The following is a 10,248-nucleotide window of genomic DNA, read 5'->3' on the forward strand; positions in this document are numbered from 1 at the left end:
ATCAATAATGAATCGATAGAATTCATTAACTGATTACGTACATATTATACGAGGGGAGAGAGAAATGGCAGAAACAGTGGAAGATTTAAATCAGTTAAGGGAGATGTTTCATCATTTTGATACACTACATATTGCATTCCAAGATGACGAATATCCTTATATTGTTCCAATGAACTTTGGAATAGGTGATGATAAAGATAAAATAGTACTTTATAAGAAAATCAGCCAGAAAACCCATGGTCTTTAGATCGTGGGATAAATGACGTTATGAGTCAAGTACATATGATTTTACCAAAAAAATATGATTCAATAAAATACATGATATAATATACATACAGGATAATCCATTTCCGAGTCTATAGAAAGGAGAAACCGACATGTATTTTACTGTAAAACAGCAAGTTAAACATTTGTCTAAAGAAGAATATCTTACTATCAGAGCACTCTGTCATGTGGCAAAAAATCTGACAAACGAAGCAATCTATAATGTGCGTCAGTACTACTTCACTGAAGGAGAATTCTTAAAATATGAAAAGAACTATACGCTATTAAAGAATAGCTCAAATTATAAAGCGTTAAATTCTAATATGGCACAGCAGATTCTTAAAGAGGTTGATGGCTCTTTTAAATCATTCTTTGGACTTATGAAACTTGCAAAACAGGGCAAATATGCTTTTAAGGACTGCAGACTTCCACGCTATCTTCCAAAGGATGGATATACTACACTTGTCATTGGATTTGTAAGACTTAAAGGGAATAAGCTCATACTTCCATATTCAAACAGCTTTAAAAAGACACATAAGCCTGTTGAAATAATGATACCACCTGTGCTGCTTGATAAAAAAGTTAAGGAAATCCGTATCATACCTAAAGCTAACGCAAGGTTCTTTGAAATTCAGTACATATATGAAGCAGAATGTGTTCAAAGAAATCTTAAAAAAAATAACGCACTTGCTTTAGATTTAGGAATCAACAATCTTGTAACTGCAGTGTCAAGTAATGGTAAATCATTCATTATTGACGGAAGAAGGCTGAAGTCCATTAACCAGTGGTTCAATAAAGAAAATGCACGTTTACAATCCATAAAAGACAAACAGCATCTTGGGAAGAAGACTACGAACAGACAAAAAACGATTGCCCATAACCGTAACAACAAGGTAAACGACTATCTGAATAAGGCAGCTCGCAAGGTAGTAGATTATTGCATTACGAATGACATCGGTACGCTTGTTGTTGGCTACAATGAAACATTCCAACGTGGCAGCAATATCGGTAAGCAGAATAATCAGAACTTTGTGAACATTCCTTACGGTCTGTTACGCAGTAAACTTGAATATCTTTGTGAGTTGAATGACATAATCTTTGTAAAGCAGGAAGAATCCTATACATCAAAAGCATCATTTTGGGACAAAGATGAAATGCCAGTTTACAATGCTGATAACCCAACAGAGTATCCGTTCAGTGGTAAAAGAGTACATCGTGGTCTTTACAAAACTGCAAATGGAAAAGTGTTCAATGCTGATATCAATGGAGCTTTAAACATAATGAGAAAAAGTAGCGTTGTGGATATGAATATCCTATACAGTAGAGGCGAAGTGGACACGCCTGTAAGAATAAGGATTGCCTGAATTGTCAGGTGGAAACTTAAATATCAAACTTCTTAAATAGGGGCACAGCCCCTTAGAAGCCCATTACCTTTAGGTGATGGGTAGTTCACATTTATACACCTAGAGAAGGAAAGATGACTCATCTTATTAAAGAAAATCCTCATGTTGGTGTACAGGCAGAAACATTATATGAATATTTTTGTAAACCAGATAAGACAGTATCTAATTCTTATTCATCTATTATAGGTAAAGGTATTGTTGAACCTGTCTCTCATGAATCTTATGATGAAGCAATGGAATCCATCCTGACTCATTGTGGTTATGAAACATATCCTTATAATAAGGATTATATAGATACGTGCTATATTTATAAGATTACATTGAATCATGTGACAGGAAAAAATCATTTTAAAGGAGAAAATGTAAGTAACTAAATATATATACTGTTGTGATTAAATGTGTTCAAATCCCCTCAAAGGAGAGCGTTAAAATGAACACAACAAATATCATAAATTATAAATTAACGCTAAGTTTAAGAAAAATGTTGCTACTAGATCATCAAATTGAGCTTAACATCAGATTTTCTACTTTATAAGAAACTAAGAAATCTTCAATAACAAAATGGAAGACAGCAAATGTGTTCTTCTGGCTCACAAATCAGAAATTCGCAAATTACTTGCGAAGAAACAGCAGGACTGCATCACACTGGTCCCGACCGCTATCACATACCGTAACGGCAAAATTAAAGTCATCGTTGGTATCTGTAAAGGTAAAAACAATTATTATAAACGTCGTTCCTTAAAAGAGAAACAGACCAAACGTGACATTGCACGGTCTATGAAACAATATTAAGTTATCGTACAACATACATCTTCTATTATGGAGATATGTATTGTATAATCAAATTATCAGAAAATAATTACACTCAGAAAGGAGCATTATCATGATACTTGATAACATGAAATTTACAGACAAAGAGTCTTTGACCTTTGTTCCCATTAAATTGATTAATACATTCTGTCATTTCTTAGATGTGGAACATCCAGAAGTTGACTTTAAATGCATCAAAGCTAAAGACATCCAGCGTAATCCTGAACTTCGTAAAAAATATCGACCATATCAGGAACAGTGCCGGAAGGCTTTCATTCAGGCTGGATTCGAAGATAATATCGAAGCAGACGGATATGACGGTTTTATCTCAAACATCGACCCGGAATGGTTATTCAATCGTATTTGTACATTCTTTAAACCGGATGTCAATCCTATCGCCTATGAATACATGACACGGTCCTTTGGTCGTTATGACCCTGATAACGACGATAGAATCTTACCAACCATCTGGCGCAGTCGCTTTGAAATCATCGGTGACGGAGAACAGTGTGATAGACTGGAAAACGTAATCAACAACTGCAATTTAACAAATGATGACCTTGCACTTATTCTGCAGACATTAAAATTAAAATAAAGCTCTGCAACGCAGAGCTTTATTTCTTTAAACTTAAGAGAAAGGAGAGTCCACTCAAAAAAAGAGATATACCAAAAACAAAGGCTTAAGATACAGAAGCTTCATCATAGAATCGGCAATATTCGTACTGATTACATCAATAAGATAATCGCAGAGATAGTGAAAACAAAGCCATCTTATATAACGGTTGAAGACTTAAACATATCAGGAATGATGAAGAATAGACATCTTTCAAAGGCAGCTACTTCACAGAAGTTTTATAAATTTAAAACAAAGCTTCAAGCTAAATGTAAGGAGAATTGAATTGAACTTCGAATAGTCGACAGATGGTTCCCATCATCTAAAACATGTCATTGCTGCAAGAATATCAAAAAAGATTTAGAGTTTTCAAATGCGACTGTGGTTATATCGAAGACAAAGATTTCAATGCTGCACTTAATTTGAGAGATGCTACGACTTACGAAGTTGCATAAACAAACGCAAACGTAGGTATGTACCGAAGGCTATTTCGGGAATTTATGACTATGGAGTGTACATGAACTTGTGAGTAGATATGATTTCGGTCAATCCAAAGTATACACGATGCCATAGTAAGTAATGTTTATGAGAACTTTCATTATCTCGATGTGAGTATCTTTAATCACATTTTGAGTGGCAATCTAACATGTCACAAAAAAAACGTCACCAGCAAATCATTACTAAACTGAATATTGAAGGACAGGTATTTGTGAAAGAACTGGCTTCATCATTTGGTGTCACAGAAGATTGTATTCGTAAAGACCTCACCCTCTTAGAAAAAGCTGGAAAACTTAAAAGAGTTCATGGAGGTGCAATTAATGCCCGCGTTAATTTACATCATACAAATGTCTCACAACGTGTAGAACTCTATAGTAAAGAAAAGAAAATCATTGCCTCTAAAGCAGTTGATTTACTAAAGGAAGGCTATGTAATCTTCTTAGATATTTCTACAATCAATCTAGAAATCGCAAAACTTATATTTGAGAAGAATATTGCAGTTACTATTGTGACAAATATGATTGATATTATGCAGCTTTATAGACAAAATAGTACAGTGAGACTGATTTTCTTAGGAGGAGACTTCAATCAAGCAAGAGATGGATTTGTCGGCGCGCTCACAAATCATTTAATTAGAAAATATCGTTTTGATATCTCATTTATTGGTGTTGTAGGGATTGATTTAGAAAATAATGTTGTTACGACCTATGAAACAAATGATGGACTCACTAAAAAGACAGCCATCAATGCAAGTAAAAGAACCTATATGGTTGGAGAAAGTGTTAAACTCAATCAAGATGGCAATTATGCTTATGCGAATCTTGATGATTTCACAGGCTATATATGTGAAAAAGAGTTAGAAAACTCACAACTAAAACTATTGGGTGACCATCAGGTAGAACTCATCTAAAAAGACCGAAATCTTAATTGATCTCGGTCTTTTTCTGTCTTGCAAAAGAAAGGAACATATCTATAAAATGAGAATCTAATATAAATAATCTATTCTCATTGATGATATAGCCATCAATTTTCTCAAATGTCATCTTTAATACATCTGTTAATAAATCAACTAACACATATCCATTCTCTGGTTTCTTATCCATGGCTTCTTGTTGATCTATATAAAGAGGAATTAAATGAAGACCATCTATGTCCATTGTATAATTAGATACATTCTCATCTATTTCTTCTATATAATAATAGAAACGTAAATCATTTAAAATATCTAAAAATGATTCAACTCTTTGATCTCTTAAAGGAAGTAAATTTTCATATTCGTGTTTTATATATTTATCATACTCAGTTTCTATTGGTAATGCCTTTTCAATAAAATGAAGATGATCAGGAACATCCGCAATATTCTTGAAATTCTTAGTCATTACTTGTCCCAATACTCTCTCACCATTCTCATATACATAAACATAATCTCCTACATCTACATGATCATAAGAAGGAATCAAATAAGTTCTTACCTGTAATTTTGTCTGAACTTCACACAACGAAACACTAATACGATAATCATAGAGCCGTTCAGCCCAAGAGTTATCTACTATAAGACTTGCATCATACTTTAATATCTTCTTCATATAAGGATCTTCTTCTTTAATATCATACCAGTCTCTATTAAAGAAATAAGCACGTGTTTCATTTGGATTCAATGCTATCATGAGTTCTTTCTCTTCTTCTTTATTAAATAAGAATAAAGAAGGCACTTCTTCATCTAATTCATTCTTTAATGCAAGCTTATAGAGTTCCATTAAACGATCATCTCTGTCATTCTCTAGAATCATGATCTTCTCTTTGAAACTTAACCATGAATCTGTATAACGGAAAATATAATCTTTATAAAGAGGAGTTGTACGAATTTGTTCTACTCCATGAAAGAACTGTTCCTTGTCCTGTCCATATTGCACAATAAAATGATGAACTGGATCTATATAAGTCAAAGGATGTTTTAAGAAAGTTTTTTCTCCGCAATGCGGACAAGTATAAGTCATAATAGAATCATCAATAATACTTTCTCTTTGATCTGGCCCTACACAGCTATAATCTTCATATCTATTCTCTTTGTCACATTTTGAACATGTAATAATATAAACATCTTTATTTCTCATAATCATCCTCCTAACAAAAAAGAGCGTCAACACGCTCTATTCAATCACATGGATTGTAAGATACTTCTTCTTATAAGTATGATGATTATCTCCTGCAGTCAAAGTAATACGTGTCTTACCAGGTGTAATAGTTGTCACTAAACCATTCTGGTCAACACTTGCCACATTGGCATATTGAGATGAATAATGTGTATATTCTACTTTCACTTTCTGAGGATCAGTCTTGTAATGAATCTGGTATGTTTCTCCCTGCTTCACTGTGACATACTGATCAGGAATAATCACACTACTTAATACTGGTCCCTGTGCAACACATGCATATTGATAAACACCAAACAAGAAAACAAAATAAACAATACCTAAAATCATCTTCATTTTCCTCTTTAAATGTTTATTAAAATATATTAATACAAAAGGGATCAGTGGAAAAAGAACAATACCTGCAAAAATCCAGCCTTTAGAAAGAGGTTCTCTTTCTTCTTCAAGCATGCTGTTTTGTTTATCTGACATATTGTACCCACCTTTTTTAATTCTCTTCCATTATATCGAATATATTAACGTTTTTAAAGGTAAAAAAGTTAAGTTCTATAGTTGTTGTGATATCACAATGTTTCTCTTTTTGAAAAGGAGCTATTTTTTTATTGAAATGCTTATCAAATAGCGTTATATTATTGTCGCAATTATTCATGTAAATATGAGTTATGATAACAAAAACTAGTATATAGCTTTGTTGCATAAAGGGGAAAAGATGGGGAAGTTAACGAAAAGAGTTATAGCCATTATGTGTATATTTATGATGGTTATTTCAATGGTTACTGTTGTTGAGGCAGTAGATACAAACGGTAAAGTTACAGTTACAAATGTAAAACCTGGGGAAACATATAAGATATTTAAAATTTTAACACTAGAAAGTTTTGATGAAACCAAAGGGGCTTATTCATATATAAGAAATGGTGATTCCTGGGATGGATTTATTAATTCAAGTGCTGCAAAAAAATATATAGAAACAAATAATGATGGTTATGTTACTTTTAAAGATGATCAAAAAAATGAAATTGGTGCACGTAACTTTGGTCTTCTTGCCATGGAATATGCGAAGAATAATAAGATTTTACCAACTGGAACTGCAAAAGCATCTAATGAGACAAATGCGAAAGTTGTATTTGAAAACTTACCACTAGGATATTACTTAGTAGAAACCAGTACAGGAACAGCTTGCAGTATTGATACAACTCATCCAAAAGTAGAAATAAGAGACAAGCATGCCTCTCCTAGTGTCAGTAAGCTTGTTGCCAATGGTGGAACAATAAGTAATAATAAGAAAAGAAATTCAATGAATCGTGGGGATAATGTCTTCTTTGAAACGATCATTAATGTTAAGCCACATGTCACAAACTATTGTTTACATGACTATATGAATCAATATTTGAAATATAATTCTGTACTTAAAGATGGTATTGCCTATTATAGTAATGAAAAAGATGAAAGCTTAAAGCGTAAATCTTTGAAGAAATATAACGATTACGTTTCAACAACCAATACAAATGACGGCTGTAATTTTCACTTGACTTTTACTGATTCGTTTTATAAGAAATATCAAGATGATATTGACTCAGGTAAGTTGACACAGATCTATATTAAGTATTTAGTGATGCTTAGTAATGATGCACCTATTGATACACCACTCGTTAATACTTCTTATTTAACTTATGGTGAAAACTCAGGAACTGAAGAATCTAAAACAGAAACATTTACTTACAGTATCCCTATATTTAAATATACTGGATATAATAAAGCACTTGCTGGTGCAAAGTTTATCTTATCTAAAGATCTAAATCCAACTAAAGATAATGCATTAAAATTTGTTCAATCAGGAAGTAACTTTGATTATAATAGTAAGAATGGAAATGTTACACTAACATCCTATAGTGATGGAAAGATTAATATTAAAGGAATACAAGCAGATACATACTACTTAAAAGAAATAGAAGCGCCTAAAGGCTACAACTTAATAAAAACACCTATAAAGATAGTTGTTACATCGGATACTGATGGGAAAGGTGTTGTAAAGGTAGATAATGATGTGGTAGATCAAGTCAATGTATTGAATAACTATGGCTCATTACTACCTAGTACAGGTGGTGTGGGTACAACACTCATCTATGCAATAGGTTGTATTTTAGTATTATCTTCTGGCGTCGTATTATTTTTAAAGAGAAGAACTAAATAAGGGATTTCCCTTATTTTTTTCTATCTGTTGACAACTTCATATAACATTTCTATAATAGTTTTTGTATCTTTGGGGCAGGTGAAATTCCTGATCGGCGGTAATAGTCCGCGAGCGTAAAGCATGAACTGGTGTAATTCCAGTACCGACGGTATAGTCCGGATGGAAAAAGATGGCGTTTTTTTGAAATGACTTTTTCAATCTCCTATAAGATATATAGGAGATTTTTTTTCGCCATAGAAAGAGGCAAAAATGAAAACTAAAAAACTAGTAATGGCAGCACTACTTGGTGCATTAGCTGCAATCTTAATGGTATTGGACTTCAATGTTCCATTTGTACCAATGTTTATTAAATTTGATTTCTCAGATTTCCCAGTATTAATTGGTGGATTTGTATTCGGCCCAGTAACTGGTGTATTAATTGCATTCTTAAAGATCGTTTTAAACCTTCTCTTTAAACCAACAACAACTATGTTTGTAGGAGAAGCATCTAACTTTTTACTAAGCGTATGTTATATGGGAGTAGCCTGCTTATATTATAGAAAGCATCGTACTAAGAAGGGTGCTGTAATAGGTATGGTACTTGCAACTGTTGCAACAAGCTTATTTGCGATTGCATCAAACCTATTAGTGATGTTCCCAATGTATGCTAAACTATTTGGTATGTCTACAGAAGCCATCATCGGTATGTTCTCTAAGATCAATCCATTAGTAAAAGATATGACAACTATGGTTATTGCATCACTTGTTCCATTCAATCTCTTTAAATATGGTGTCATTTCACTTATAACATTCATTTCTTATAAGAAAATCGAAGTTATTTTGAAAAAATATTCGAATTAAGCAAAAAATATATTGATTAATTTAGCCATATCATGTAATCTTTATACAAAAGCGTGAGGTGGAATAAAGATATGAAAGTGGTTAAATTTGGTGGCTCATCGTTAGCCAGCGCAACTCAGTTTAAAAAAGTACATGACATCGTTCTAGAAGATACTGATCGTCATTATGTGGTTCCCAGTGCCCCTGGGAAAAGAAATAAAGAAGATACAAAAGTAACAGACTTATTGATTCTAGCTTATTCACATCACAATAAAGATGATTTTGAAGAAATCTATGACAGAATCAAAGAACGTTACAATGAAATCATTACTGAATTAGGTCTTGATATTTCTTTAGAAGAAGACTTTAAAGAAATTAAAGAAGAAATCAAGAAACAGAATAGTTTTGATTATACAATTTCACGTGGTGAATATTTAAATGGTAAAGTATTAGCTAATTATTTAGGTTTTGACTTTATTGATGCTGCCGATGTAATCTATATTGATAAACATGGGAGATATGATGAAAAGAGAACAGATGCAGCTCTCACAAAAGCTTTATCTGAACATGATTATGCAGTTATTCCAGGATTCTATGGACAGTTAAATGATGAATCAGGACGTATTAAAGCTTTCTCTAGAGGTGGTAGTGATGTCACTGGTTCTATTGTTGCAAAATGTGCCTGCGCAGATTTATATGAAAACTGGACTGATGTATCAGGTTTCTTAATTGCAGATCCTCGTATTGTGAAAGATCCTAAACCAATTGCGACAATCACTTATAAAGAACTAAGAGAATTATCTTATATGGGTGCGAGTGTTCTACATCAGAATTCCATCTTCCCAGTAAGAAACGAAGGTATTCCTATCTTAATCAAGAATACAAATAGTCCAGAAGATCCAGGTACCTTAATTGTAGAAAGTACTTGTCATAAACCAGATCATGTTATTACGGGTATTGCAGGTAAAACAGGTTTTGCGACTGTTATGATTGAAAAAGACATGATGAACAGTGAAATCGGCTTTGGTCGTAAAGTACTACAGGTATTTGAAGAACATGGCTTATCATTTGAACATATGCCTTCTGGTATTGATACAATGACTATCATTGTGAATAGCGATGACTTCATTGAAAAAGAACAGGCTATTCTTGCAGGATTACATCGTGCAGTACAGCCAGACTATATTGTCTTAGAATCTGATTTAGCCCTCATTGCGGTCGTAGGTCGTGGTATGAAGGACAGCCGTGGTACTTCAGCAAGAGTATTTAAAGCACTTGCGAAGGAAAATATCAACGTTAAGATGATTGACCAGGGTTCATCAGAATTAAATATCATCGTAGGTGTAAGAAACTGTTATTTCAAACCAGCTATCAAAGCTATTTATGATGAGTTTATCACAAGTGAAGACGATGAATAGAGAAGCAAATTGCTTCTCTATTTTTGTGCGACAGGCAGTCGCTTATATGTCATGTCAAACAGGGGCATGGCATTTTCTA

12 protein-coding genes and 1 riboswitch are annotated in these 10,248 nt (G+C 33.1%); of the genes, 10 read left to right on the forward strand and 2 right to left on the reverse strand.

Annotation, left to right across the window (positions count from 1 at the left end):
• Positions 1 to 64: 64 nt before the first annotated feature.
• From DW269_RS11285 to DW269_RS11310, 7 genes are all read left to right on the forward strand, one after another.
• Positions 65 to 247 carry a hypothetical protein gene (locus DW269_RS11285; RefSeq protein ID WP_117459985.1) on the forward strand — a complete coding sequence of 61 codons (183 nt, stop codon included), beginning with the start codon at positions 65 to 67 and terminating at the stop codon, positions 245 to 247.
• A 130-nt stretch (positions 248 to 377) separates the two neighbouring features.
• On the forward strand, positions 378 to 1,628 hold the full coding sequence (locus DW269_RS11290) for an RNA-guided endonuclease TnpB family protein (protein ID WP_117459987.1): 1,251 nt from the start codon (positions 378 to 380) through the stop codon (positions 1,626 to 1,628).
• Between the two features lie 113 nt (positions 1,629 to 1,741).
• A complete protein-coding gene (locus DW269_RS11295) occupies positions 1,742 to 2,041 on the forward strand; it encodes a hypothetical protein (protein ID WP_117459990.1) in 300 nt (99 codons plus the stop codon).
• 187 nt (positions 2,042 to 2,228) lie between these two features.
• A complete protein-coding gene (locus DW269_RS13245) occupies positions 2,229 to 2,459 on the forward strand; it encodes an SsrA-binding protein (RefSeq protein WP_158546363.1) in 231 nt (76 codons plus the stop codon).
• Between the two features lie 91 nt (positions 2,460 to 2,550).
• Positions 2,551 to 3,072 carry a hypothetical protein gene (locus DW269_RS11300; protein WP_117459992.1) on the forward strand — a complete coding sequence of 174 codons (522 nt, stop codon included), beginning with the start codon at positions 2,551 to 2,553 and terminating at the stop codon, positions 3,070 to 3,072.
• A gap of 90 nt (positions 3,073 to 3,162) precedes the next feature.
• Positions 3,163 to 3,375 carry a hypothetical protein gene (locus DW269_RS13250; protein ID WP_370446100.1) on the forward strand — a complete coding sequence of 71 codons (213 nt, stop codon included), beginning with the start codon at positions 3,163 to 3,165 and terminating at the stop codon, positions 3,373 to 3,375.
• A 361-nt stretch (positions 3,376 to 3,736) separates the two neighbouring features.
• Positions 3,737 to 4,498, forward strand: coding sequence for a DeoR/GlpR family DNA-binding transcription regulator (locus DW269_RS11310; RefSeq protein WP_117459994.1), 762 nt, complete (start codon positions 3,737 to 3,739; stop codon positions 4,496 to 4,498).
• 13 nt (positions 4,499 to 4,511) lie between these two features.
• Here the strand turns inward: DW269_RS11310 and DW269_RS11315 are convergent, their stop codons facing one another.
• The gene (locus tag DW269_RS11315; RefSeq protein WP_158546364.1) at positions 4,512 to 5,702 is read right to left on the reverse strand and encodes a CpXC domain-containing protein; all 1,191 of its coding nucleotides are present in this window, start codon (positions 5,700 to 5,702) and stop codon (positions 4,512 to 4,514) included.
• A 36-nt stretch (positions 5,703 to 5,738) separates the two neighbouring features.
• Positions 5,739 to 6,212, reverse strand: a complete 474-nt coding sequence (locus DW269_RS11320) for an Ig-like domain-containing protein (protein WP_117459998.1) — start codon at positions 6,210 to 6,212, stop codon at positions 5,739 to 5,741.
• Between the two features lie 238 nt (positions 6,213 to 6,450).
• On the opposite strand from DW269_RS11320, the gene DW269_RS11325 reads away from it, so the two are divergent.
• The 3 genes from DW269_RS11325 (at position 6,451) to DW269_RS11335 (ending at position 10,169) form a co-directional block, all read left to right on the forward strand.
• Entirely contained in the window at positions 6,451 to 7,932 is a 1,482-nt protein-coding gene (locus DW269_RS11325) for a SpaA isopeptide-forming pilin-related protein (RefSeq protein ID WP_117460000.1), read from the forward strand.
• A 61-nt stretch (positions 7,933 to 7,993) separates the two neighbouring features.
• Positions 7,994 to 8,107: riboswitch (FMN riboswitch) on the forward strand.
• Positions 8,108 to 8,181: 74 nt separating this feature from the next.
• The gene (locus tag DW269_RS11330) at positions 8,182 to 8,772 is read left to right on the forward strand and encodes an ECF transporter S component (protein ID WP_117460002.1); all 591 of its coding nucleotides are present in this window, start codon (positions 8,182 to 8,184) and stop codon (positions 8,770 to 8,772) included.
• A 71-nt stretch (positions 8,773 to 8,843) separates the two neighbouring features.
• Positions 8,844 to 10,169, forward strand: coding sequence for an aspartate kinase (locus tag DW269_RS11335; RefSeq protein ID WP_117460004.1), 1,326 nt, complete (start codon positions 8,844 to 8,846; stop codon positions 10,167 to 10,169).
• The last annotated feature ends 79 nt before the right edge of the window (positions 10,170 to 10,248 follow it).

Source organism: Catenibacterium sp. AM22-6LB, from assembly GCF_003435615.1.
Classification (GTDB): Bacteria; Bacillota_I; Bacilli_A; order Erysipelotrichales; family Coprobacillaceae; genus Catenibacterium; species Catenibacterium mitsuoka_A.